The sequence below is a fragment of the Streptomyces sp. NBC_01317 genome (assembly GCF_035961655.1).
GTDB lineage: Bacteria > Actinomycetota > Actinomycetes > Streptomycetales > Streptomycetaceae > Streptomyces.
The window spans coordinates 1,738,436-1,762,319 of record NZ_CP108393.1 but is presented as its reverse complement, the minus strand read 5'-3'; the positions used below and the strand labels follow the sequence as shown (position 1 = coordinate 1,762,319).

Below are 23,884 nucleotides of genomic sequence, written 5' to 3'. Positions count from 1 at the left end.
GCAACGACGCGGCCTCGTCAGGGAGGTTTCTGAAGTGAACGCGAACATGCGTCGTGCCGCCGTGGCTGCCGCAGCCACCGCGATGGCTGTATCTCTCGCCGCCTGTGGTAGTGCCAAGGAGTCCGGCGACAAGGCGGACGCCCCCAAGACTGTCAAGACAGACGCGATCAAGGTCGGGCTGCTCCTTCCGGAGAACCAGACCGCGCGGTACGAGAAGCTCGACCGCCCGCTGATCGAGAAGAAGATCTCGGAGCTGACCAACGGCAAGGGCAAGATCGTCTACGCCAACGCCAAGCAGGATGCCTCGCTGCAGAACCAGCAGGTCGACACGATGATCACCAACAAGGTGAACGTGCTGATCGTGGACTCGGTGGACTCCAAGGCCATAGCCGGCTCGGTGCAGAAGGCCAAGGACGCCGGCATCCCCGTCGTCGCCTACGACCGTCTGGCCGAGGGCCCGATCGACGCCTACACCTCCTTCGACAACGAAGAGGTCGGCAAGGTCCAGGGCAAGGCGCTCCTGGACGAGCTGGGCGCCAACGCGTCCAAGGGCGACATCGTCATGATGAACGGTGCCATCACCGACCCGAACGCCGCCCTGTTCAAGAAGGGCGCCCACTCGGTGCTCGACGGCAAGGTGAAGATCGGCAAGGAGTACGACACCAAGGAGTGGAAGCCGGAGAACGCCAACGCCAACATGGAGGCGGCGATCTCGGCCCTCGGCAAGGACAAGATCGTCGGCGTCTACTCGGCCAACGACGGCATGGCCGGCGGTATCATCACCGCCCTCCAGAGTGCCAACTTCAAGAAGCTCCCCCCGGTCACCGGCCAGGACGCCGAGCTCGCGGGCGTGCAGCGCATCGTCTCGGGCACGCAGTTCATGAGCGTCTACAAGCCGTACGGCCAGGAAGCGGACATCGCCGCGCAGATGGCGGTCGCGCTGGCCAAGGGCGAGAAGCTCGACTCGATCACCAAGACCACGGTCGACAGCCCCACCACCAAGGGCGTGCCGTCGGTGCTGGTCCCGGTCGTCTCGCTGACCAAGGCCAACATCAACGACACCGTCGTCAAGGACGGCCTCTACTCGGTCCAGGAGATCTGCACCGCGCAGTTCAAGGCCGCCTGTGACGCCGCCGGCGTGAAGTAGGTCCTCACCGGGTCCGCCCGGTGACCTGCTTCCGGTGAAAGCCTGTCCGGCACCTCGCTCTTCATTCAGCCCCGCAGGCGGGGCGAGGTGCCGGACGGAACGCTTCACCCGGGCCGCCGGCTTCGCGGCGCTTTTTGTCTGTTCTCTTCTGCTCGACCACCGCGCCTCCCCCCAGGCGCGGCATCCCCGCCGGTCAGGCGGCGAAGGAGATGGTTCACGTGACCGCTACGCCCGTGTTGGCGTTGCGAGGGGTCTCCAAGCGATTCGGTGCCGTCCAGGCGCTCACCGATGTTGAGCTTGAGGTCCACGCCGGTGAAGTGCTCGCCCTGGTGGGCGACAACGGAGCCGGTAAATCGACGCTGGTGAAGACCATCGCCGGTGTCCACCCCATCGATGACGGTGTCATCGAGTGGGAAGGCAATCCCGTCTCGATCGGGCGCCCCCACGACGCGCAGCGTCTCGGCGTCGCGACCGTCTACCAGGATCTCTCGCTGGCCGACAACATCGACGTCGTCGGGAACCTCTTCCTCGGCCGTGAGCTCCGTCGCTGGGGCGTGCTCGACGAGGTCGAGATGGAGCGCCGCTCGCGCGAGCTGCTCGACACCCTGTCGATCCGGATACCCAGCGTCCGTATCCCCATCGCCTCCCTCTCCGGCGGGCAGCGCCAGACCGTGGCGATCGCCCGCTCCATGCTCGGCGAGCCCAAGCTCGTGATCCTCGACGAGCCGACCGCCGCCCTGGGCGTCGAGCAGACGGCCCAGGTGCTCGACCTGGTCGAGCGGCTGCGGGACCGCGGCCTCGCCGTGCTCCTCATCAGCCACAACATGGCGGACGTCAAGGCCGTCGCCGACAAGGTGGCCGTGCTCCGGCTGGGCACCAACAACGGTGTCTTCGACGTCAAGACCACGTCGCAGGAAGAGATCATCGCCGCCATCACCGGTGCCACGGACAACGCCGTGACCCGGCGGGCGTCGCGCAATGTGGAGGTTCAGAAGTGACTATCGACAAGGCCTCCACCACGGCCTCGGGCGGCACGAGTCCCGCCGGGCAGACCGCGGTCGGGACACCGGGAGCGGCGGCCGGCGCGGTCGCGGCGGTGGACCCGCGGCTGCTCGTACGGGAACAGGGCTTCGGCGGGTACATCTCGGAGTTCAAGCGCAAGATCCGCGCCGGTGACCTGGGCTCCCTGCCGGTCATCGTCGGACTGGTCATCATCTGTGTGGTCTTCCAGAGCCTGAACTCGGCGTTCCTCTCCGCCGGCAACCTCACCGACATATCCGTGGCCATGGTCGGCACGGGCATGATCGCGGTCGGTATCGTCTTCGTCCTGCTGCTCGGCGAGATCGACCTGTCGGTCGGCTCGGTGAGTGGTGTGGCGGGCGCGATCGTCGCGGTGATGAGCGTCACCCACGGCGTCAACGAGTGGCTGGCCGTCCTGACCGCGATCGTCAGCGGCGCGGTGATCGGCGCGATCCACGGCTTCTTCTTCGCCCGCATCGGGGCCCCGGCGTTCGCCGTCACCCTGGCCGGTCTGCTCTTCTGGCTGGGCTTCATGCTCCAGCTGCTCGGCGACAACGGCACCATCAACATCGACCGCGACGGCGTGGTCGGCAAGCTGACCTCGTACTACTTCTCGGACATCGCGGTCGCCTACGGTGTCGCGATCGTCGCGGTGGTCGTCTTCTTCGCGACGTCGTTCTTCGAGAACCGGCGCCGTGAGGCGGCCGGCGTGCCGTCGCGTCCGCTCAACGAGACCGTGGCCCGTACCGTCGTGCTGGCGATCGTGGCCTTCGGCGCCGCGTTCATGTTCAACCAGTCCAAGGGCCTTCCCCTCGCCCTGCTCATCTTCCTCATCGTCCTCGTCGTGACGGACTTCGTGCTCCGCCGTACCGTCTACGGCCGGAAGATCTTCGCGCTCGGTGGCAGCGTCGAGGCCTCCCGCCGCGCCGGTATCAACGTCACCATGGTCCGGATCTCGGTCTACTCGATCGCCGGTGGCTTCGCCGCCATCGGCGGTCTGTTCCTGGCCTCCAAGGTCGCCGCCGCCAACCAGGGCGCCGGTACCGGTGACCTGCTGATGAACGCCATCGCGGCGGCCGTCATCGGTGGCACCAGCCTCTTCGGCGGCCGGGGACGCACCTGGAACGCGCTTCTCGGTGTCATGGTCATCACGTCGATCCAGTACGGCCTGGCCCTCGAAGGCATCGCCACGCCCGTGGTGTACATGATCACGGGTGGCGTGCTTCTGCTCACGGTCGTCATCGACTCGGTCACCCGGAAGACGCAGAAGACGGCGGGTCGCGCCTGACCGCGGTTCCCGCGGGCCTGTGCCCGGCACCCGAACCCTGGGTGCCGGGCACAGCCGTGTTCCGGGTGCCGCAGATATGACGTACATACAGCCGATCGGGTGACATACAACGCACAGCCCGCCCACGGAGTGCGCGAGCGGAACATTAGACTCGGCGGATCGGCAAGCTCGACCAGCTCAAACCCAAGGAGGCACGGGTGGCGTTGCTGACCCACATCAGGGGACCGCGCGATCTGGACCGGCTCGGCCCGGAGCAGCTGGAGCAGTTGGCCGGAGAGATCCGGTCCTTTCTCGTGGACGCGGTCTCCAAGACCGGTGGCCACCTCGGACCCAACCTCGGTGTGGTCGAGCTGACCATCGCCCTGCACCGCGTGTTCGAGTCCCCGAAGGACCGTGTCCTCTTCGACACGGGCCACCAGTCCTACGTGCACAAGCTGCTCACAGGGCGCCAGGACTTCTCCCGGCTCAAGAGCAAGGGCGGGCTCTCCGGCTACCCCTCCCGCGCGGAGTCCGACCACGACGTCATCGAGAACTCGCACGCCTCCACCGTGCTGGGCTGGGCGGACGGACTCGCCAAGGCCAACCAGGTGCTGAGGAAGGACGACCACGTCGTCGCCGTCATCGGTGACGGCGCGCTCACCGGCGGAATGGCCTGGGAGGCGCTGAACAACATCGCCGCGGCCAAGGACCGCCCGCTCGTCATCGTGGTCAACGACAACGAGCGCTCGTACGCGCCGACCATCGGCGGCCTCGCGAACCACCTCGCGACCCTGCGGACCACCGACGGCTACGAGCGGTTCCTGGCCCGCGGCAAGGACCTCCTGGAGCGCACCCCGGTCGTCGGCCGACCGCTCTACGAGACCCTGCACGGCGCGAAGAAGGGCCTCAAGGACTTCATCGCCCCCCAGGGCATGTTCGAGGACCTCGGCCTCAAGTACGTCGGCCCGATCGACGGACACGACATCGAGGCGCTGGAGTCCGCGCTCCTGCGGGCGAAGCGTTTCGGCGGCCCCGTCATCGTGCACTGCCTGACCGAGAAGGGCCGCGGCTACAAGCCGGCCGAGCAGGACGAGGCCGACCGGTTCCACGGCATCGGCCCCATCCACCCCGACACCGGCCTGCCCATCGCCGCCGCCGGGATGGACTGGACCTCGGTGTTCGGCGAGGAGATGGTCAAACTCGGCACGGAACGCCCGGACATCGTCGCCATCACCGCCGCGATGCTCCAGCCGGTCGGCCTCGCCGCGTTCGCCAAGACGTTCCCCGACCGGGTGTACGACGTCGGCATCGCCGAGCAGCACGGGGCGACCTCCGCGGCGGGCCTGGCCACCGGCGGGCTGCACCCCGTCTTCGCCGTGTACGCGACGTTCCTCAACCGCGCCTTCGACCAGGTGCTGATGGATGTGGCGCTGCACCGCTGCGGGGTGACCTTCGTCCTGGACCGCGCGGGCATCACCGGCACCGACGGCGCCTCGCACAACGGCATGTGGGACATGTCCATCCTCCAGTGCGTCCCCGGCCTGCGCATCGCCGCGCCCCGCGACGCCGACCAGGTCCGCTCCCAGCTGCGTGAGGCCGTCGCCGTGGACGACGCGCCGACCGTGGTCCGCTTCTCCAAGGGCGCGGTCGGCCCGGCGGTGGCCGCCGTCGCCCGGGTCGGCGGGATCGACGTCCTGCGGAAGACCGACGAGGGCACGGCCGACGTGCTGCTGGTCTCCGTCGGCGCGCTCGCCCCGATGTGCCTGGAGATCGCCGATCTCCTCGACAAGCAGGGCATCACGACGACGGTGGTCGACCCGCGCTGGGTCAAGCCCGTCGACGAGGCGCTCGTCCCGCTCGCCGAGCAGCACCGCGTGGTGGTCACGGTCGAGGACAACAGCCGTGTCGGCGGCGTCGGTTCGGCGATCGCCCAGGCACTGCGCGACGCCGGGGTCGACGTACCGCTGCGGGACTTCGGCATCCCGCCGCGCTTCCTGGACCACGCGTCCCGCAAGGAGGTCCTCGCCGAGATCGGGCTGACCGCCCCGGACATCGCCCGCCAGGTCACCGGCCTGGTCGCGAAGCTGGACGGCCGGCTGGTGGACTCGCCCACCGAGGTCGCCCGCGACTGAGCCGCGACCGAGCCGCGACCGGCGGCCCGAGCGGCCGGACCCGGCCCGACAGGCCGGACGCGCGCCGGATCCGACGCCCCCCCCGGGCCGGTCGGACCGCCTCATCGAGGCGGTCCGACCGGCCCGTCCGTGTGAAATACGCCGTTACGGGCTGTCCGGGGTCGATCATGTCCGGGGACGACGCGCGCACGGAGGTACGCCGATGAGGACGCAGCAGGATCTGGAGCAGGCCGACAAGGATCTGCCGACCGGCGGCACCGGCATGTTCCGTACCAAATCGGTCGAGCAGTCCCTCCGTGACACCGAGGACCCCGAGTTCGCGCTCAAGAAGTCCCTCTCCGCCCTGGACCTCACGGTCTTCGGCGTCGGTGTGATCATCGGTACGGGCATCTTCGTCCTCACCGGCAAGGTCGCCAGGGACACCGCGGGACCCGCCACCGCCCTCGCGTTCGTCACCGCCGGAGTCGTCTGCGCGCTCGCCGCCCTCTGCTACGCCGAGTTCGCCTCGACCGTGCCGGTCGCCGGATCCGCGTACACCTTCTCCTACGCCTCCCTCGGCGAACTGCCCGCCTGGATCATCGGCTGGGACCTCGTCCTCGAACTGGCCCTGGGCTCCGCGGTCGTGGCCGTCGGCTGGTCCGGCTATCTGCGCTCCCTGCTCGACACCGCCGGATTCCAGCTTCCGGCATCCCTGTCCGGCACCCACGACGGGACGTTCGGCTTCGATCTGCTCGCCTGTCTGCTGGTGCTCGCCCTGACGGGCATCCTCGTCGCCGGGATGAAGCTCTCCTCGCTCATCACGAACGTGATCGTCGCCGTCAAGGTCACCGTCGTCCTGATCGTGATCGTCGTGGGCGCGTTCCTGATCAAGGGCGCCAACTACCAGCCGTTCGTCCCGCCGGCCGAGAGCACCGGCGGCGCCGGCGGCCTCCAGGCCCCCCTCGTCCAGCTGATCTTCGGCTACACCCCCACCGACTTCGGCGTCCTCGGCGTCTTCACCGCCGCGGCCGTCGTCTTCTTCGCCTTCATCGGCTTCGACATCGTCGCGACCGCCGCCGAGGAGACCCGCAACCCGCAGCGGGACGTCCCGCGCGGCATCCTCGGCTCCCTCGTCATCTGCACCGTGCTGTACGTGGCCGTCTCGCTCGTCGTCACCGGAATGCAGAAGTACACCGAGCTGTCGGTCGACGCGCCCCTCGCCGACGCCTTCAAAGCCGTCGGACACCCCTTCTGGGCCGGTCTGATCAGCTTCGGCGCCGCCGTCGGACTCACCTCCGTCTGCATGATCCTGCTGCTCGGCCAGACCCGGGTGTTCTTCGCCATGAGCCGCGACGGACTGCTCCCGAGGACGTTCTCCCGCGTCCACCCCCGGTTCGGCACGCCCTACCGGTCGACCCTCCTCCTCGGGTCGATCGTCGCGGCCGTCGCCGGCTTCACCTCCATCGACGAACTGGCCTCCCTGGTGAACATCGGCACGCTCTTCGCGTTCATCGTCGTCGCGATCGGCGTGGTCCTGCTGCGCCGCCAACGGCCCGACCTGCCCCGCTCGTTCCGTACCCCTCTGGTGCCGTACGTCCCGATCGCGTCCGTGCTCGCCTCGCTCTGGCTGATGCTCAACCTGCCCGCCGAGACGTGGGTACGGTTCGGGATCTGGATGCTGGTCGGCTTCGCGGTCTACCTGGTGTACGGACGAGGGCACAGCCGCCTCGGCCGGTCGCGCTGACGGCGGTACGCCCCCGCATGCTCGCCGAGCCGACGCCCGCCGCCCTGGAAGCCCCGGGGCCCGCCGCCCCCGTACCCCCGCCGCCCCGCACCGGCCAGGACCCGGACGCCACCCCCAACGTCCCCCGCCCGCGCGCCCGCGCCGACCATCCCGCCGACCGGGTCACGGGCTACTGGCGGCGTCTGCTCCCCCTCCTCGCCCTCCTGGCGCTCGTCACCCGGCTGCCCTCCTTCCGCCACCCGCTGTGGAGCCCCGACGAGGGCTATCTCGCCGTCCAGGCCCGGATGCTGGCCGGCGGGGGAGTGCTGTACGACACCGTCGTCGACCGGAAACCACCCCTGCTGCCCTGGCTGTACGAAGCCACCTTCGCCGTCCTCGGCGACTCCACCCTGACCGGCGTGCGCGCCCTCGCCGTCCTCGCCCACCTGCTCACCGCCGCCCTGCTCGCCGCCACCGCGCGCGACCGCCGGGGCGACCGGGCCGGCCGCACCGCCGGAGTGCTGTACCTGCTCGTCTCCGTCGGCCTCAACCCCGAGGACACCCAGGCCGCCACCTTCGAGGTCTTCATACTGCCGTTCACCGCCGCCGCCATGTGGTGCGCGGGAAAGGCCCGTTGGGGCGCGGCCGGGCTCGCGGTCGCCGGCGCGCTGCTGATGAAACAGACCGGCGGAGCCGTTCTCCTGCCCGTCCTGTGGCTGCTCGGCCGCACCCCGCGCGCCCGCACCGGGCTGCCCCGCCTCGCGGCCGGACTCGCCCTGCCCCTCCTGGCCGCCGCCCTGCTCACCACCCCGTCAGGGCTCGTCTTCTGGACGGTCACCGGATCAGGCTCGTACGCCACCCCCACCGGCTCCGAACTCCACGTCCTCCTGCGGGCGGTGGCCAACACCGCCCTCCTCGCCCTCGGCTGCCTCGGACTGCTCCCGCCCCTGCTGCGCCTCGCGCGCAGGACGGCCCCGCGAACCGACGGCGACCTGTGGCTGTGGCTCGCCTCCTCGGCCGTCGCCGTCCTCACCGGCTTCCACTTCTTCGGCCACTACTTCCTCCAACTCCTGCCGCCCCTGGTGCTGCTGGCGACCGAAGGCCTCCACCTCCCGCCCCGCGACCGCCTCACCGCCACGCTGACCACCGCCGCCTGCACCTGCGCGCTGTTCCTCGCCTGGGGCGTCCTCGCCCCACGTCCCGAACTGGCCCACGCCCAGCGCCTCGCGGACGTCGTACGGGACCGCACGGCGCCCACCGACCGGGTACTGGTGTGGGGGATACACCCCGAGACGTACTGGTTCGCCGACCGCGCCCCGGCCAGCCGCTACCTGACGGCCGGGCTGCTCACCAACTACAGCGGGGGCCGCGACGGACCACGGGTCGGCGAGGCGTACGCGGTCGCGGGTGCCTGGCCCGCGCTCACCGCCGAACTCCGCGCCCACCCGCCGGCCCTGATCGTCGACGACTCGCGCGGCAAGCCCTTCGCGCCGGAACGGCTGCCCACCCTGCGCCGCTTCCTGGCCCGTCACTACGAGCCGCTGCCGGACACGGTCGACGGCGCGGTGATCTACGTACCGTCACCGGCTTCTGACGTACCGTCATCGAATCCTGACGCCCCGTCACCGGGCCGCTGACGCACCGCCGAAGGCCCCACACACGACGCCCCGTACGCCAACACCCGGCGGCGCAGCTCCCGGTCGGCCGTGGCGACCACACAGGCACGGCCCGCCGCCGCGGCCTCCGCCGCCAGCTCCACGATCCGGTCGTCCCCGCCGCCCCGCGCCGCCTCGACCCGTACCCCCGGCACGGACTCCACCTCCCGGGCCGCGCCCTCGACCACGAGCACGGTCTCCACGGGCCCCGGATGCCCCGCCACCCCCCGCTCGCCGTACGACACCAGGGCGTCGCGCAGCCGCTCGTTGGCCCCCCGCCGGTCGCGCCACCACCCGTCCGGGACGGAACCGACCACGTTGGCCGCGTCGACGACCAGCAGAATCCTCATCCGGCCACCCTGGCACAGGCGCGGGCCGGGACGGGGTCACGGACCACCCGTCGGCGAGCGCGGGCCAGGGGGCAGGCGGGGGACGGCGGCGGGTAAAGTCGCCAACTGAGTTTTCCGCGACCGCGGAACGCTCCGATCTGTGTCATCGGCGTCCAGGAAGGCGGCTGCGGGGCATGACCACCGGCTGGCTGCTGCGCGGCAAGGACGACAGGCTGACGGCGTACGCCGCGACGGCGGACGGTGTCCTGCGGTGGACGGAGACCCTGCCGGGCGGCCCCGGCTGGACCGGACCCGAACTGCTGCCGTTCCCGGGGCTGTTGCCCCATCTGGCGTTCGCCCAGACCGCCGAGGGCTATGTGCACCTGCTGGGGGTACGGGAACGCCCGCGCCCCGAAGGGCCCAAGAACCGGGACGTCGTGCACGCGGTGCAGTTCCAGACGGGCCGCGCGTTGCGGGACTGGCAGTCCCTGGGCACCCCGCACACGAAGGACATGAAGGCCGCCGCCCGGATCGGCCGCCCCACGGCGGTCGTCGACGCGCGGGGCGCGCTGCACCTGTTCGTACGCAACGGCAACGGCAACCTCTCCTACCGCAACCAGTCGCCCACCGGCCGCTGGCTCGGCTGGGGCGGCGCCCCGGTGACGGGCAAGAAGCTGACGGGCGAGGCGGGTGCGGCCGTCACCGACGACGGACAGATCGAGATACTGGCGGCGGGGCCCGGTCTGATGACGCACTGGCGCAGGCCCAAACTCGACGTGAAGCCCGAGCGGGCCGAGGAGGGCACCGAGCCGGCGGCGTCGGCGGACGCGGTCACCGGTCTGTGCACGGCACCCGGCCGGCTGACGCACTTCTGGCGCGACACCGACACCGGCACGGTCCTCGCCTGGCGGCCCGGCACGGACCCGGTGGACCTCGGCGGCCCGGGCACGGGACTGCCGGCCCTGCTCCGTACCCCCGTCGACGGCCTCGACTGCACGATCCTGGCGGGGCGGGGCCAGGACGGCCGCCCGCAGGTCGCCGCGTACCCCACGGAGACCGAGGACGCCGGCCTCAACTGGACGTCGACGGGCGAGCCGTGCACGGGCGTCCCCGCCCTGGCCCTGGACGGGCTGGGCCGGGTGGTCCTGGCGGTCCTGGGCGAGGACGGCTCGCTGCGGGTGACCCGGCAGAAGGACGAGCCGGGCCTGGCGCTGGAGGCCTGGACCCAGGTCTGAGCGACCGGGCGGGAAACGCGCCGGACGGGACCAGCGGGAAACGCAGGACGGGCCGGTACGGATGTCCCGTACCGGCCCGCCCACCTGCCTGTTCGCGTCGGCGCCTACACCGGCACGCTGGCCACACCCGGCGCCAGGAACCGCTTGCCGTTCACCCGCTCCGCGACACCCTCACGGTCCAGGTACGGAGTGATGCCGCCCAGATGGAACGGCCACCCCGCGCCCGTGATCAGACACAGGTCGATGTCCTCGGGCTCGGCGACGACACCTTCGGCCAGCATCAGCCCGATCTCCTGAGCCACCGCGTCCAGGACGCGTGCGCGGGTCTGCTCCTCGGTGAGGACGCTGTCCCCCTGGTCGAGCAGGGCGGCGACCTCCGGGTCCAGCTCCGGCTTCCCGGAGTCGTACGTGTAGAAGCCGCGCTTGCCGGCCTTCACGACCGCCGCCAGGTTCGGCGACACCGTGAAGCGGTCCGGGAACGCGCCGTGCAGGGTCTCGGAGACGTGCAGGCCGATCGCCGGGCCCACCAGCTCCAGCAGCACCAACGGCGACATCGGCAGACCCAGCGGCTCCACGGCGCGCTCGGCGACCGCGACGGGGGTGCCCTCGTCGATGACGTTCTGGATCTCGCCCATGAAGCGCGTCAGGATGCGGTTCACCACGAACGCCGGAGCGTCCTTCACCAGTACGGCGGTCTTCTTGAGCTTGCGCGCGACGCCGAACGCCGTGGCCAGCGAGGCCTCGTCGGTCTGCTGGCCGCGCACGATCTCCAGCAGCGGCAGCACGGCGACCGGGTTGAAGAAGTGGAAACCGACCACCCGCTCCGGGTGGTTCAGCTTCGACGCCATCTCGGAGACCGACAGCGACGAGGTGTTGGTCGCGAAGATGGCGTGCGCCGGGGTGACCGCCTCCAGCTCCGCGAACACCTTTTGCTTGACGCCCAGTTCCTCGAACACGGCCTCGATGACGAAGTCGGCGTCCGAGAACGCCTCCGCCTTGTCCAGCACGCCCGTGACCAGCGCCTTGAGCTGGTTGGACTTGTCGGGGTTGATACGGGACTTGAGCAGCAGCTTGTCGATCTCGCCGTGGACGTACGCCACGCCCTTGTCGACGCGCTCCTGGTCGATGTCCGTGAGGACGACCGGCACCTCCAGGCGCCGTACGAAGAGCAGCGCCAACTGCGAGGCCATCAGACCCGCGCCGACCACGCCGACCTTGGTCACCGGGCGGGCCAGGCTCTTGTCCGGCGCCCCCGCGGGCCGCTTCGCGCGCTTCTGTACGAGGTTGAACGCGTAGTTGCCCGAACGGAGTTCGCTGCTGAGGATCAGTTCCGCGAGCGCGCGGTCCTCGGCGTCGAAGCCCGCCTGGAGGTCCCCGTCCTTGACGGCGGCGATGATGTCCAGCGCGCGGTACGCGGCCGGTGCCGCGCCGTGCACCTTCGCGTCGGCGATCGCCCTGCCGCGCGCCACGGCCGCGTCCCAGGCCTCGCCCCGGTCCACGTCGGGCCGTGCGACGGCCAGTTCGCCCTTGAGTACGGCGGCGGTCCAGAGCAGCGACTGCTCCAGGAAGTCGGCGCCTTCGAAGAGCGCGTCGGCGATGCCGAGGTCGTACACCTGGCCGCCCTTGAGCTGGCGGTTCTGGTTGAGCGAGTTCTCGATGATCACCGAGACCGCGCGGTCCGCGCCGATCAGGTTCGGCAGCAGCGTGCAGCCGCCCCAGCCGGGGACGAGCCCGAGGAAGACCTCGGGCAGCGAGAAGGCGGCCGTCGCGGCGGACACCGTGCGGTAGGTGCAGTGGAGGCCGATCTCGACCCCGCCACCCATCGCCGCGCCGTTGTAGTACGCGAAGGTCGGGACGGCCAGGCCCGCGAGGCGCTTGAACACGTCGTGCCCCGCCCGGCCGGACGCGAGGCCGTCCTCCAGGCGCTTGACCCCGACGAGGCCCTTGAGGTCGGCGCCGACGGCGAAGATGAACGGCTTGCCGGTGACGCCGGCGCCGACGATCGTGCCCTCGGACGCCTCCTTCTCGACCTGGTCCATCGCGGCGTCGATGTTCGCCAGGGACCGGGGGCCGAAGGTGGTCGGCTTCGTGTGGTCGAAGCCGTTGTCCAGTGTGACGAGCGCGAAGCGCCCCACCCCGCCGGGGAGGTCCAGGTGGCGTACGTGCGCCTGGGTGACGACCTCGTCGGGGAACAACTCGGCCGCGCCCTTCAGGAGTTCGGCGATGCTCACTTGGTGCCTCCGTCGAAGTGCGGGTTCTCCCAGATGACCGTCGCGCCCATGCCGAAACCGACACACATGGTGGTCAGGCCGAACCGGACGTGCGGCTGCTCCTCGAACTGCCGGGCGAGCTGCGTCATCAGCCGTACCCCGGAGGAGGCCAGCGGGTGGCCGTACGCGATGGCGCCGCCGTACTGGTTGACGCGCTCGTCGTCGTCCGCGATGCCGTAGTGGTCGAGCAGGGCGAGCACCTGGACGGCGAAGGCCTCGTTGACCTCGAACAGGCCGATGTCGGAGATCGACAGGCCCGCCTTGGCGAGCGCCTTCTCCGTCGCCGGGATCGGGCCGTACCCCATGACCTCGGGCTCGACGCCCGCGAAGGCGTACGACACCAGCCGCATCCTGACCGGCAGGCCGTGCTCGCGCGCGAAGTCCTCGGCGGCGATGAGGGAGGCGGTGGCGCCGTCGTTGAGCCCCGCGGCGTTGCCGGCGGTGACGCGGCCGTGCGGGCGGAAGGGTGTCTTCAACCCGGCCAGCATCTCCAGCGTCGTGCCCGGACGCATCGGCTCGTCGGCGGTGGCCAGGCCCCAGCCCGTCTCGCCGGCGGCGGGGTCGGTGCGGCGTACGGAGACCGGCACCAGGTCCTGCTGGATCTTGCCGTTGGCGTAGGCCTTGGCGGCCTTCTCCTGCGAGCGCACCGCGTACTCGTCCGCCCGCTGCTTGGTCAGGTGCGGGAAGCGGTCGTGGAGGTTCTCCGCCGTCATGCCCATGAAGAGCGCGGAGTCGTCGACGAGCCTCTCCGAGACGAAGCGGGGGTTCGGGTCGACGCCCTCGCCCATGGGGTGGCGGCCCATGTGCTCGACACCGCCCGCGATCACGATGTCGTAGGCGCCGAACGCGATCGACCCGGCGGTGGTCGTCACGGCGGTGAGCGCGCCCGCGCACATCCGGTCGATGGAGTACCCGGGCACGGACTGCGGCAGCCCCGCGAGGATCCCGGCGGTACGGCCGAGGGTGAGGCCCTGGTCGCCGATCTGGGTGGTGGCGGCGATGGCGACCTCGTCGATGGCGGCGGGGTCGAGGTCCGGGTTGCGGCGCAGCAGCTCCCGGATGGCCTTCACGACGAGATCATCGGCACGGGTCTCGTGGTAGATGCCCTTGGGGCCCGCCTTGCCGAACGGGGTGCGGACGCCGTCGACGAAGACGACGTCCCTGACGGTACGAGGCACGATGGCTCTCCTCCAGGGGTGCGGTTGCTGCCGCCCATGCTACTTGTGGGTAACCAGCCTGCCCACCCTTGACGCTGCGCGGTGGTGCGGGTCACTACTTTGTCCTCAATTGCCGGACGGGCTTGGTTGTACCTCTGCCCGGTGCGGGCGGGTGCGGCTTACTGATTGTCCTCAATCGCCGGACGGGCTTGGTTGTGCCGCTGCGGGCCGGTGGCCATGGTGCGGGTTGTTGCCGGGGGCCGGGCAGGGGTCGTGTCCTGCACTGCATGTTTTACGTCGCGTTCGGGGACTTCGGACATTCACGGTAGCCACGCGACACAAAACACGCTTTACGTTCCGGACACGACCCCTGCCCGTCCCCCTTCCAGGCCCGCGCCAAAACAAGCAGGCCCGCCCCGGTCTTTAAGCCCGTCCGGCGCTTGAGGACATCGGTAAGCCGCGCTCGCGCACCGCGCAGGGGCACACTCCAGCCTGTCCGGCGCTTGAGGACATCCTTGACCCGCACTGATGGCACCACCTGGACGCAACTCAAGCCGTCCGGTGATTAACCCGCGCCCGCGCACCGCGCAGGGGCACACTCCAGCCCGTCCGGCGATTGAGGACATCAGTAAGCCGCGCTCGCCCGCCGGGCAGAGGCCAGGCTCCCCGGGCGGGCGGGGGCGTTCGGCTCACCCTCGGCGTGAGGGGGGTGGGGTCGGAGGAGGTGCGTGTGTCCGGACGTAAAGCGTGTTTTGTGGCGCATGGCGAACGTGAATGTCCGGAGTCCCTGAACGCGCCGTAAAACATGCAGTCCGGACATACGTACCTCCGGAGGCCCCGGCCCCCGTCACCACGGCACACCCAGCCCGTCCGGCGATTGAGGACAATCAGTAAGCCGCACCGGACACCGGGCAGAGGTCGAAGCGGGTCAGTCCGACAGGGCCTCCGACAGGACCGGGGCCACCTGGGTCACCTGCCACGCGCGGGCGCCATGCGACGTCAGCGCCTCCGCCACCGCCTCCGGCGTCGGAGCGGACGGGGGCTCCCAGCACACGCGGCGGACCGTGTCCGGCGTGATCAGGTTCTCCTGCGGCATGTTCAGCCGCTCCGCCAGCGAAGACACCGCCGCCCGCGCAGCGGACAGCCGCGCCGCCGCCTCCGGGTCCTTGTCCGCCCAGGACCTGGGCGGAGGCGGGCCCGAGACGGGCTGGCCCGGCTGGGGCAGCTCACTGTCCGGCAGCGCCTTCGCGCGGTCGACCGCCGCCTGCCACTGCTCCAGCTGCCGCCGCCCCATCCGGTGCCCGAACCCGGGCAGCGCGGTGAGCGCGTGCACGTTCACCGGCAGCGCCAGCGACGCCTCGACGATCGCCGTGTCGCTCAGCACCTTGCCGGGAGAGACGTCACGCCGCTGCGCCACACTGTCGCGCGTGTTCCACAGCTCCCGTACCGCCGCCATCTGGCGCCGACGCCGCACCTTGTGCATCCCGGACGTACGCCGCCACGGATCCTTGCGGGGCGGCGCCGGCGGCGCCGAGGCGATCGCGTCGAACTCCTGGTGGGCCCAGTCCAGCTTGCCCTGCCGGTCCAGTTCCTTCTCCAGCGCGTCCCGCAGGTCCACCAGCAGCTCCACGTCGAGCGCCGCGTACCGCAGCCAGGGCTCGGGCAGCGGCCGCGTCGACCAGTCGACCGCGGAGTGGCCCTTCTCCAGGGCGAAACCGAGCACGTTCTCGACCATCGCGCCGAGCCCGACCCGGGGGAAGCCCGCCAGCCGGCCCGCCAGCTCCGTGTCGAACAGCCGGGTGGGCGTCATGCCTATTTCCCGCAGGCACGGAAGATCCTGGGTGGCCGCGTGCAGGATCCACTCCGTGTCGGAGAGGGCCTCGCCGAGCCCGGAGAGGTCGGGGCAGCCGACCGGGTCGATCAGCGCCGTACCCGCGCCGGCGCGGCGCAGCTGAACCAAATACGCGCGCTGACCGTATCTATAACCGGAAGCGCGTTCCGCGTCGACGGCCACGGGCCCCGTCCCCGCGGCGAACGCGGCGATCACCCGGGCGAGGGCGTCATCGGTCTCCACCACGGGGGGAATGCCCTCGCGGGGCTCCAACAAAGGGATCGGCGCCGTTTCGACGTCGTCCGGGGGTGCGCCCCCGGTGGTTCGCAGTGCTGGGTCTGCTGCGGTCTCTTGGGCGTCGGTCACCTGTCAAGGGTATCCGCCTGCGCGAACCGCTGACCTGCACTTTCGGTCCAAGAGTCGGATGACCTGCGAAAACACCTCTCACAGGCCCCACAGGGACGCCCCGAACAGACGCCTGAACGCACACCGCCCGCCGACGGAACGTTCCGTCGGCGGGCGGTGTGCGTGGGGGAAAGGGGTGGGGGACGCGGCAGGGAGTGGAGGGGGTGGCGGGGGTCAGTGGATGATTCCGGTACGGAGGGCCACGGCGACCATCCCCGCCCGGTCACCCGTGCCGAGCTTGCGCGCGATACGGGCGAGGTGGCTCTTCACGGTCAGGGCCGACAGGCCCATCGAGACGCCGATGGCCTTGTTGGACTGGCCCTCGGCCACGAGTCTGAGCACCTCGACCTCACGGCCGGAGAGCTCGCGGTAACCGCCCGGGTGGCTCGGGGCGCCCGGGGGGCGGCGGTGCATCCGCGGTCCCGCGCCGATGGGCGCGGCGCCGGGACGGGTCGGGTGGCCGATGTTCGTACGCGTGCCGGTCACGACGTAGCCCTTGACGCCGCCCGCGAGGGCGTTGCGCACCGCGCCGATGTCGTCGGCGGCGGAGAGGGCCAGACCGTTGGGCCAGCCTGCGGCCCGGGTCTCGGACAGCAGGGTCAGCCCGGAACCGTCGGGCAGGTGGACGTCGGCCACGCAGATGTCGCGCGGGTTGCCGACGCGGGGACGGGCCTCCGCGATGGACGACGCCTCGATGACGTCACGGACTCCAAGGGCCCACAGGTGGCGGGTGACGGTGGAGCGGACGCGCGGGTCGGCCACGACGACCATGGCCGTCGGCTTGTTCGGGCGGTAGGCGACCAGGCTTGCGGGCTGCTCGAGGAGAACGGACACCAGGCCTCCTGGGGGAAGGTGCGTGCGGGACGTCTCCGGCGCTGGGGATGAAGCCGGGGCGAACCGTGCTTGAAGGGTCATTGACCTCTTCGGCACCAAACCCGTCGGCCTTTAGAGAATGATCACGATTTGGTGAGTAACAATTCGGGCAATTCGGATGCGTGATCGATCATCCTACGAGTGGTCAGTCACGGAAGGCCTCCCCGGAGATGGTCCGGAGAGGCCTTCGGAACGTGTGGTGCACACGCGGCGCGGCGTGCTGAGGGGGCGTCAGGAGACCTGCGGGCCGCGCCGCTGGGGAAGGGACACCACACCCGCGTCCGGCCCTCCGTGGCCCGTTCCAGGCCCTACCGGGGGCAACCCGGCCAGCTGGCACAGCAGATCGCACCAGGCCGCCAGGTGCGCGGCCGTGTCCGGCACCCCGCCCCGGCCCTCCCGGGGCGTCCACGACGCCCGGATCTCGATCTGCGTCGCGGGCCTGCGCTCCGCGAGCCCGCCGAAGTAGTGCGACCCCGCACGGGTGACGGTGCCGCTCGCCTCCCCGTACGACAGCCCCCGCGCCTCCAGCGCGCCGGTCAGCCACGACCAGCACACCTCGGGGAGCAGCGGGTCCGCCGCCATCTCCGGTTCCAGTTCCGCCCGTACGAGAGTCACCAGCCGGAAGGTCCCCTGCCAGGCGTCGTGCCCCGCCGGGTCGTGGAGCAGGACCAGCCTGCCGTCCGCCAGGTCGTCCTCACCGTCGACGACCGCCGCCTCCAGGGCGTACGCGTGCGGAGCCAGCCGCTTCGGCGGCGGGGTCGGGTCGATCTCGATCTCGGGACGCAACCGTGCCGCCCGCAGGGCCTCGACCGCCTGCCGGAAGGCCCGTGGAACGGCGTCCCCCTCCGCGTCCCCGTCCCTGCCCTCCGTTCCCTCGGTGCCGTTGGAATGATCGGAAAACTGTCCCTGAGCCGCAGCCATGCGGGGAAGAGTAGGCGGAACGGGGGCCGCGCGCAGGGAGGGACACCCGGGCCGGGCCCGCGGCTTACCCGTACATGCGAAGATTCTGGTCGTGAGCGCCATGGAACGCCCCTCGGGCCAGCAGCCGACAACGTACGACTCCGCCTTCATGAAGGCGTGCAGACGTGAACCGGTGCCGCACACGCCGGTCTGGTTCATGCGCCAGGCGGGCCGCTCGCTGCCCGAGTACCTCAAGGCGCGCGAGGGCATTCCGATGCTGGAGTCCTGCACGCGCCCGGAGTTGGTGGCGGAGATCACGCTCCAGCCGGTACGGCGCCACAAGGTCGACGCCGCGATCTACTACAGCGACATCGTCGTCCCCCTCAAGGCCATCGGCCTCGACCTGGACATCAAGCCGGGCGTCGGCCCCGTCGTCGCGGACCCCGTCAGGACCCGCGCCGACCTGGCGCGCCTGCGCGACCTCACCCCTGAGGACGTGTCGTACGTCACGGAGGCGATCGGCCTGCTCACGGCCGAGCTGGGGACCACCCCGCTGATCGGCTTCGCCGGTGCCCCCTTCACGCTCGCCAGCTACCTCATCGAGGGCGGGCCCTCGCGGACGTACGAGCGCACGAAGGCCATGATGTACGGCGACCCGGACCTCTGGTCCGACCTCCTCGACCGCCTCGCGGCCATCACGGGCGCCTTCCTCAAGGTCCAGATCGAGGCGGGCGCGAGCGCCGTCCAGCTCTTCGACTCCTGGGCCGGGGCGCTCGCCCCCAAGGACTACCGCGGCTATGTGATGCCGGCCTCGGCCAAGGTCTTCGAGACGGTCGCCCCGTACGGGGTCCCGCGCCTCCACTTCGGCGTCGGTACGGGCGAACTGCTCGGGCTGATGGGCGAGGCGGGCGCGGACGTCGTCGGTGTCGACTGGCGCGTCCCGCTGGACGAGGCGGTCCGCCGGATCGGGCCCGGCAAGGCGCTCCAGGGCAACCTCGACCCGACCGTGCTCTTCGCCCCCACCGAGGTGGTGGAGACCAAGGCGCGCGAGGTGCTGGACGCGGCGGCGGGCCTGGAGGGACACGTCTTCAACCTGGGCCACGGCGTCATGCCGAGCACCGACCCGGACTCCCTGACGCGCCTGGTCGACTACGTGCACACGCAGAGCGCCCGCTGAGACAGCGGTCGGGTGTCCCGGTCACATCCCCGCCGCCCGCACCGCCGTCACGGCCTTGCGGGCGGCCACCAGGACCGGGTCCCAGACCGGTGAGAACGGCGGCGCGTAACCGAGGTCCAGGGTGGTCATCCGCTCCACCGTCATGCCCGCGGTGAGCGCCACCGCCGCGATGTCCACCCGCTTCGCCGCGCCCTCGCGCCCGACGATCTGCACGCCGAGGAGCCGTCCCGTACGGCGCTCCGCGAGCATCTTCACCGTCATCAGGGTGGCACCGGGGTAGTAGCCGGCGCTGTGGGTGGACTCGACGGTCGCGGTGACGAACCGGAGCCCCGCCCCGCGCGCGTCCTTCTCCCGCAGGCCCGTCCTGGCGATCTCCAGGTCGCAGACCTTGCTGACGGCCGTACCGACCACGCCGGGGAACGTGGCGTACCCGCCGCCCACGTTCGCGCCGATGATCTGGCCGTGCTTGTTGGCGTGGGTGCCGAGCGCGAGGTGCCGGGTCGCGCCCGAGACCAGGTCGAGCACCTCGACGCAGTCGCCGCCCGCCCAGATGTTCTCGTGGCCGCGCACCCGCATCGACAGGTCGGTGAGCAGCCCGCCGTGCGCGCCGAGCGGCAGTCCCGCCGCGCGGGCCAGGGCCGTCTCCGGCCGGACGCCCATGCCGAGGACGATCACATCGGCCGGGTACGTGGTGTCCTCGGTGGCCACCGCCCGTGCCCGGCCGTCCTCGCCGGTGAGGATCGCGGTGACGGTGGCGCCGCCGACGGTCGTGATGCCGAGGCCGTCCATCGCCGTGCCCACCAGCCGGCCCATGTCCGGGTCCAGCGTGGCCATCGGCTGCTCGTCGCGGTGGACGACGGTGACCTCGTAACCGCGCTTGAGGAGCGCCTCGGCCATCTCGACGCCGATGTACCCGGCGCCGACGACCACCGCGCGCCCGCCGTCGTGTCCCGCCAGGCCGTCGAGCAGCGCCTGCCCGTCGTCGAGGGTCTGTACGCCGTACACCCCCGGCGCGTCGATGCCGGGCAGCGGCGGCCTGACGGGGTGCGCGCCCGTGCCGATGACCAGGTGGTCGTAGCCGGTCCAGCTCTCCGTACCGTCGCCGAGATCACGCGACCGCACCCGCCCGCCCGCCACGTCGATCGCGACCACTTCCGTGCGGGTCCGCAGGTCGATCGCGCGCTCGCGGTGCTCCTCGGGTGTGCGCGCGATCAGCGCGTCGGGACCCGCCACGTCACCGCTCACCCAGTACGGGATCCCGCACGCGGAGTACGAGGTGAAGTGGCCGCGTTCGAAGGCGACGATCTCCAGCCGGTCGGGCCCCTTCAGCCTGCGGGCCTGCGACGCGGCGGACATGCCCGCCGCGTCGCCGCCGATGACCACCATGCGCTCCGCTGCCATTCCGCGTCCTTCCGGTCCGTCGTCCGCTACGGAACGCTACGCGGGCGCGGTTCATCAGTCCTGCTCGCGGGGCCCTTCCTGACCACCGGCGGCCGGGGCGGTCGTCTGAGCGGGGACAGCGGCCGGTGCGGGGACGGCGGCCGGTGCGGTCCGCCGCCGCAGCTGGGCGCGGACCAGCCGCCACAGCAGGTAGAGCACGGCGAGCACGGCGGCGAACGGCGCCACCGCCCCGATCGCGACGGCGATCCACCGCAGGGTCGCGACCAACGCGTCCCACCCGCCGCCGAGCGCGTCCACGAAGGTCGGATCGTCGTCCGAGCCGTCCTTCTCCTCCACCGGGGTCTCGGTGAGGTCGAGCGTGACCGTCGCCAGCGTCGTGCGGTCCTTGAGCGAGGACTGCTGGGCGAGCAGTGACTCCAGATCCGCCTGACGGCGGCTCAACTCCCCTTCCAGCGTGACCACATCACTCAGCTTGGTCGCCTGGTCCATCAACTCCCGCACCCGCGCCACACTCACGCGCTGCGAGGCCACCCGGCTGTCCACGTCGACCACCTTGTCGGTGACGTCCTTGGCGTTCGCCGTACGGGACAACAGCTTGCCGGTGCCCGCCAGTTCGCGCAGCACACGGTCGTACGACTCCTGCGGGACCCGCAGCACGACCGTGGTCGACACGTGGTCGTCCTCGACCCGCTCCGTACTCTCCTTCTCGACCAGACCACCGGCCCCCAGCGCCACCGACCGGGCCGTGGCGAGTGCCTTCTGGGCGTTCCTGACCTCGATGGCGAGCCGCGCGGTCCTGATGACATGGGTCACGGCCGGGACCTTGTCCCCCGGGTCCTGTCCCGTGACCCTCCCGGCCGCGGCCGGACCTTCGGCGGCGGCCCCCGCGCCCTTCTGGTCGGACACCGCCCCGTCGGCGGCCTTGGCCTGCGAATCGGCGCCACTGTCGCCGGACGCGGAGCAACCGGCGAGTGCGAGCGACACCGTCAATAGCGCAGCCGCGAGTGCGGACATCTTCCGCATGAGACCCCCCCTGGGACATTCACGAGTGATGCCGGTTCGACGTGCGACCCCGGCGGACGGGTTTCCCTTTCGCGGTCCCGAAGAGGTCACGGTCGGGACTCGTTACGGGTTTGAGAGAGTGGGCCCATGGAGTCGAACGCGCAGCACGTCAGCACGCACACGGGCCGGGTTGTTGTCATCGGCGGCGGGATCGCCGGACTCGCCGCCGCACACCGGCTGCTGGGCGCGGGCGTCGCGGTGACGGTGCTCGAAGGCTCCGCACGCCTCGGCGGGAAGCTCCTCACGGGGGAGATCGAGGGGGTGCCCGTCGACCTCGGCGCGGAGTCCATGCTCGCGCGCCGGCCCGAGGCCGTCGACCTCGCGGAGGCCGTGGGCCTCGGCGACCTGCTCCAGCCGCCCACCGCCGGCGGCGCCTCCGTGTGGACCAGGGGCGCGCTGCGGCCGATGCCCACGGGCCATGTGATGGGCGTGCCCGGCGACGCGAGAGCCCTCGCCGGTCTGCTCTCCGACGAAGGGCTCGCCCGGATCGCCCAGGAGCCGGATCTCGCGCCCACCGAGGTCGGGGACGACGTGTCGGTCGGGGAGTACGTCGCCGAACGGCTCGGCCGCGAGGTGGTCGACCGGCTGGTGGAGCCGCTCCTCGGCGGGGTCTACGCGGGCGACGCGTACCGCATCTCCATGAAGGCCGCCGTACCGCAGCTCTTCGCCGCCGTCCGTACCCACGACTCGCTGCTCGCCGGCGTCCGCGACCTCCAGGAGAAGGCCGGGGCACGGCCGCGGTCCGCCGCGGTCTTCGCGGGCATCGCCGGGGGAGTGGGGACCCTGCCCGGAGCCGTCGCCGACGCCGTACGGGCCGGGGGCGGCGAGATCCTCCTCGACACCCCCGTCCTCGGCCTCACCAGGACACCCGACGGCTGGCGGATCCGTACCGGCACCGGGGAACTGACCGCCGACGGGGTGGTCCTCGCGACCCCCGCGTGGTCCGCCGCCACCTTGCTCGCCGCCGAATCCCCCGCCGCCTCCGCCGAGTTGGCCGCCGTCGAGTACGCCTCCATGGCCCTGGTCACCCTGGCCTTCCGCCGGTCCGAACTCACCGGGATGCCCAGCGGCAGCGGTTTTCTCGTACCGCCCGTCGACGGACTCACCATCAAGGCCTCCACCTTCTCCACCCGCAAGTGGGGCTGGGTCGCCGACGCCGCGCCCGATCTCTTCCTCCTGCGCACCTCCATCGGCCGGTACGGCGAGGAGGAACACCTGCACCAGGAGGACGCCGACCTGGTCGACGTATCGCTGCGCGACCTGGGCGAGGCGACCGGGCTCGACGCGAAACCGGTGGCGAGCGAGGTCACCCGGTGGATCGGCGGCCTGCCCCAGTACCCCGTCGGCCACCAGGCCCGGGTCGAGCGTGTCCGCGCCGCCGTCGCCGCCCTCCCCGGCCTGCGGGTCTGCGGCGCCGCGTACGACGGCGTCGGCATCCCCGCCTGCGTCGCGAGCGCCCGGCGCGCCGCCGACGAGATCATCGCCACGTCGACCCTGGCGCGGGGCACCGGACGCGGCGCGGGAGAATAGCCGTATGACTGCTGCACCAGACAAGACGCCGAACGCCGGCAAGAAGGCGAAGGACCTCAACGAGGTCATCCGCTACACCCTGTGGTCCGTCTTCAAGCTGCGCGAGGCGCTGCCCGAGGACCGGGGCGGGTACGCCGAGGAGGTCCAGGAGCTGTTCGACCAGCTCGACGCCAAGGACGTGACGGTACGCGGTACGTACGACGTGTCCGGGCTGCGCGCCGACGCCGATGTCATGATCTGGTGGCACGCCGAGACCGCCGACGAACTCCAGGACGCGTACAACCGCTTCCGCCGCACCCGGCTCGGCCGGGCGCTGGAGCCGGTCTGGTCGAACATGGCACTGCACCGCCCCGCCGAGTTCAACAAGTCGCACGTGCCGGCGTTCCTCGCCGACGAGACGCCCCGCGACTACGTGAGCGTCTACCCCTTCGTTCGCTCGTACGACTGGTACCTGCTGCCGGACGAGGAGCGCCGGCAGATGCTCGCGGACCACGGCAAGATGGCCCGCGGCTTCCCGGACGTACGCGCCAACACCGTGGCGTCGTTCTCGCTCGGGGACTACGAGTGGATTCTCGCCTTCGAGGCCGACGAGCTGTACCGCATCGTGGACCTGATGCGTCACCTCCGCGCCTCCAAGGCCCGGCTGTACGTCCGTGAAGAGGTGCCGTTCTACACCGGGCGGCGCAGGTCCGTGGCGGACCTGGTCGCCGGGCTCGCGTAGCGCCCCCCCGAAAGAGCCCCGAAAAGCCCCGGAAAAGCCCGGTGGCCGGGTCCGTTCTCTTCGAACGGAC

Annotated in this window: 18 protein-coding genes; 10 read left to right on the top strand and 8 right to left on the bottom strand. The window is 71.3% G+C overall.

Going from position 1 to position 23,884, the window contains the following annotated elements:
- Window positions 1-46: 46 nt before the first annotated feature.
- From OG349_RS07480 to OG349_RS07455, 6 genes are all read left to right on the top strand, one after another.
- Complete coding sequence (locus tag OG349_RS07480) at window positions 47-1,147, top strand: substrate-binding domain-containing protein (RefSeq protein ID WP_327238486.1); 1,101 nt, start codon at window positions 47-49, stop codon at window positions 1,145-1,147.
- A gap of 209 nt (window positions 1,148-1,356) precedes the next feature.
- Complete coding sequence (locus OG349_RS07475; RefSeq protein ID WP_327233853.1) at window positions 1,357-2,145, top strand: ATP-binding cassette domain-containing protein; 789 nt, start codon at window positions 1,357-1,359, stop codon at window positions 2,143-2,145.
- Window positions 2,142-3,455, top strand: coding sequence for a sugar ABC transporter permease (locus OG349_RS07470; protein ID WP_327233852.1), 1,314 nt, complete (start codon window positions 2,142-2,144; stop codon window positions 3,453-3,455). Before OG349_RS07475 ends, OG349_RS07470 begins: the two co-directional genes overlap by 4 nt.
- A gap of 197 nt (window positions 3,456-3,652) precedes the next feature.
- Window positions 3,653-5,566 carry a 1-deoxy-D-xylulose-5-phosphate synthase gene (gene dxs / locus OG349_RS07465; protein ID WP_327233851.1) on the top strand — a complete coding sequence of 638 codons (1,914 nt, stop codon included), beginning with the start codon at window positions 3,653-3,655 and terminating at the stop codon, window positions 5,564-5,566.
- A gap of 202 nt (window positions 5,567-5,768) precedes the next feature.
- Window positions 5,769-7,289, top strand: coding sequence for an amino acid permease (locus OG349_RS07460; RefSeq protein ID WP_327233850.1), 1,521 nt, complete (start codon window positions 5,769-5,771; stop codon window positions 7,287-7,289).
- Window positions 7,290-7,306: 17 nt separating this feature from the next.
- Window positions 7,307-8,905 (top strand): glycosyltransferase family 39 protein, encoded by a 1,599-nt coding sequence (locus tag OG349_RS07455; protein WP_327233849.1) that lies wholly within the window; start codon window positions 7,307-7,309, stop codon window positions 8,903-8,905.
- Here OG349_RS07455 and OG349_RS07450 read toward each other — a convergent pair.
- Window positions 8,839-9,273, bottom strand: coding sequence for an NTP pyrophosphohydrolase (locus OG349_RS07450; protein ID WP_327233848.1), 435 nt, complete (start codon window positions 9,271-9,273; stop codon window positions 8,839-8,841). The two genes, OG349_RS07455 and OG349_RS07450, sit on opposite strands and share 67 nt — an antisense overlap.
- Window positions 9,274-9,446: 173 nt before the next feature.
- Here OG349_RS07450 and OG349_RS07445 point away from each other — a divergent pair, with 173 nt between their 5' ends.
- Entirely contained in the window at window positions 9,447-10,487 is a 1,041-nt protein-coding gene (locus OG349_RS07445; protein ID WP_327233847.1) for a hypothetical protein, read from the top strand.
- Between the two features lie 104 nt (window positions 10,488-10,591).
- On the opposite strand, the gene OG349_RS07440 is transcribed toward OG349_RS07445, so the two are convergent.
- From OG349_RS07440 to OG349_RS07420, 5 genes are all read right to left on the bottom strand, one after another.
- A complete protein-coding gene (locus OG349_RS07440) occupies window positions 10,592-12,718 on the bottom strand; it encodes a 3-hydroxyacyl-CoA dehydrogenase NAD-binding domain-containing protein (RefSeq protein WP_327233846.1) in 2,127 nt (708 codons plus the stop codon).
- Complete coding sequence (locus OG349_RS07435) at window positions 12,715-13,935, bottom strand: thiolase family protein (RefSeq protein WP_327233845.1); 1,221 nt, start codon at window positions 13,933-13,935, stop codon at window positions 12,715-12,717. Before OG349_RS07435 ends, OG349_RS07440 begins: the two co-directional genes overlap by 4 nt.
- Before the next feature lie 907 nt (window positions 13,936-14,842).
- The gene (locus OG349_RS07430; RefSeq protein WP_327233844.1) at window positions 14,843-16,111 is read right to left on the bottom strand and encodes a ribonuclease D; all 1,269 of its coding nucleotides are present in this window, start codon (window positions 16,109-16,111) and stop codon (window positions 14,843-14,845) included.
- Window positions 16,112-16,324: 213 nt separating this feature from the next.
- Entirely contained in the window at window positions 16,325-16,984 is a 660-nt protein-coding gene (locus OG349_RS07425; RefSeq protein WP_161312622.1) for a helix-turn-helix transcriptional regulator, read from the bottom strand.
- Between the two features lie 270 nt (window positions 16,985-17,254).
- Complete coding sequence (locus OG349_RS07420) at window positions 17,255-17,944, bottom strand: DUF3000 domain-containing protein (RefSeq protein WP_327233843.1); 690 nt, start codon at window positions 17,942-17,944, stop codon at window positions 17,255-17,257.
- Window positions 17,945-18,035: 91 nt separating this feature from the next.
- On the opposite strand from OG349_RS07420, the gene hemE reads away from it, so the two are divergent.
- Entirely contained in the window at window positions 18,036-19,100 is a 1,065-nt protein-coding gene (gene hemE / locus OG349_RS07415) for a uroporphyrinogen decarboxylase (RefSeq protein WP_327233842.1), read from the top strand.
- Between the two features lie 21 nt (window positions 19,101-19,121).
- Here hemE and OG349_RS07410 read toward each other — a convergent pair whose 3' ends face one another.
- Window positions 19,122-20,501, bottom strand: a complete 1,380-nt coding sequence (locus tag OG349_RS07410) for an FAD-dependent oxidoreductase (RefSeq protein WP_327233841.1) — start codon at window positions 20,499-20,501, stop codon at window positions 19,122-19,124.
- Between the two features lie 54 nt (window positions 20,502-20,555).
- On the bottom strand, window positions 20,556-21,524 hold the full coding sequence (locus OG349_RS07405) for a DUF4349 domain-containing protein (RefSeq protein ID WP_327233840.1): 969 nt from the start codon (window positions 21,522-21,524) through the stop codon (window positions 20,556-20,558).
- 126 nt (window positions 21,525-21,650) lie between these two features.
- Between OG349_RS07405 and hemG the strand changes: the two genes are divergently transcribed.
- Entirely contained in the window at window positions 21,651-23,093 is a 1,443-nt protein-coding gene (gene hemG / locus OG349_RS07400) for a protoporphyrinogen oxidase (RefSeq protein ID WP_327233839.1), read from the top strand.
- A 4-nt stretch (window positions 23,094-23,097) separates the two neighbouring features.
- Complete coding sequence (hemQ, locus tag OG349_RS07395; protein WP_167025340.1) at window positions 23,098-23,814, top strand: hydrogen peroxide-dependent heme synthase; 717 nt, start codon at window positions 23,098-23,100, stop codon at window positions 23,812-23,814.
- Window positions 23,815-23,884: the final 70 nt, after the last annotated feature.

What these genes read in the sequence shown, in the direction of transcription:
- OG349_RS07445 (WP_327233847.1), top strand. Translation starts at nt 9,447, where the DNA reads ATGACCACCGGCTGGCTGCTGCGCGGCAAGGACGACAGGCTGACGGCG.
- OG349_RS07455 (WP_327233849.1), top strand. Translation starts at nt 7,307, where the DNA reads ATGCTCGCCGAGCCGACGCCCGCCGCCCTGGAAGCCCCGGGGCCCGCC.
- OG349_RS07450 (WP_327233848.1), bottom strand. Translation starts at nt 9,273, where the DNA reads ATGAGGATTCTGCTGGTCGTCGACGCGGCCAACGTGGTCGGTTCCGTC.
- hemG (WP_327233839.1), top strand. Translation starts at nt 21,651, where the DNA reads ATGGAGTCGAACGCGCAGCACGTCAGCACGCACACGGGCCGGGTTGTT.
- OG349_RS07405 (WP_327233840.1), bottom strand. Translation starts at nt 21,524, where the DNA reads ATGCGGAAGATGTCCGCACTCGCGGCTGCGCTATTGACGGTGTCGCTC.
- OG349_RS07410 (WP_327233841.1), bottom strand. Translation starts at nt 20,501, where the DNA reads ATGGCAGCGGAGCGCATGGTGGTCATCGGCGGCGACGCGGCGGGCATG.
- OG349_RS07475 (WP_327233853.1), top strand. Translation starts at nt 1,357, where the DNA reads ATGGTTCACGTGACCGCTACGCCCGTGTTGGCGTTGCGAGGGGTCTCC.
- OG349_RS07460 (WP_327233850.1), top strand. Translation starts at nt 5,769, where the DNA reads ATGAGGACGCAGCAGGATCTGGAGCAGGCCGACAAGGATCTGCCGACC.
- OG349_RS07480 (WP_327238486.1), top strand. Translation starts at nt 47, where the DNA reads ATGCGTCGTGCCGCCGTGGCTGCCGCAGCCACCGCGATGGCTGTATCT.
- OG349_RS07420 (WP_327233843.1), bottom strand. Translation starts at nt 17,944, where the DNA reads ATGGCTGCGGCTCAGGGACAGTTTTCCGATCATTCCAACGGCACCGAG.
- hemQ (WP_167025340.1), top strand. Translation starts at nt 23,098, where the DNA reads ATGACTGCTGCACCAGACAAGACGCCGAACGCCGGCAAGAAGGCGAAG.